The 459-nt window shown below is 67.1% G+C and carries 1 protein-coding gene; it reads left to right on the forward strand.

The genetic code is table 11. From position 1 onward, the window contains the following. A partial coding sequence (locus EOA60_RS36965) for an NAD(P)-dependent oxidoreductase (protein ID WP_245502734.1) occupies positions 1-459 on the forward strand: 459 nt, incomplete at both ends.

Here is a 459-nt window from a genome sequence, read left to right on the forward strand (position 1 = left end):
ATGTACGCTGCGGAGAAATGGCTGCGCGACGGCGACTGGGTGAAGAAGGGTGACTATCGCCTGAGCCGGCTCACCTTGCGCGGCCGCCGCGTCGGCATCTTCGGCATGGGCCGCATCGGCCTCGCCGTCGCCCGTCGCCTCGAGGCTTTCGGCCTGCCGATCGCCTATCACAACCGCCGCCAGGTCGATGGCCTGTCCTACGAGTACCATGCGACGCTTAAGGGTCTGGCCGAAGCGGTCGACACGCTGATTTGTATCGCGCCGGGCGGGGCCGCGACGGAGAAAGCCATCAACGCGGCGGTCCTGGCGGCGCTCGGTCCCGACGGCGTCTTCGTCAATATCGGCCGCGGCAGCACGGTTGATGAGGCGGCTCTGGCTGCAGCACTCTCCAATGGCACCATCGCTGCCGCCGGGCTCGATGTCTTTGCCGACGAACCGAATGTGCCCAGAGCGCTGCTC

The organism is Mesorhizobium sp. M1A.F.Ca.IN.020.06.1.1, from assembly GCF_004023265.1.
In the GTDB taxonomy this organism is placed as follows: domain Bacteria; phylum Pseudomonadota; class Alphaproteobacteria; order Rhizobiales; family Rhizobiaceae; genus Mesorhizobium.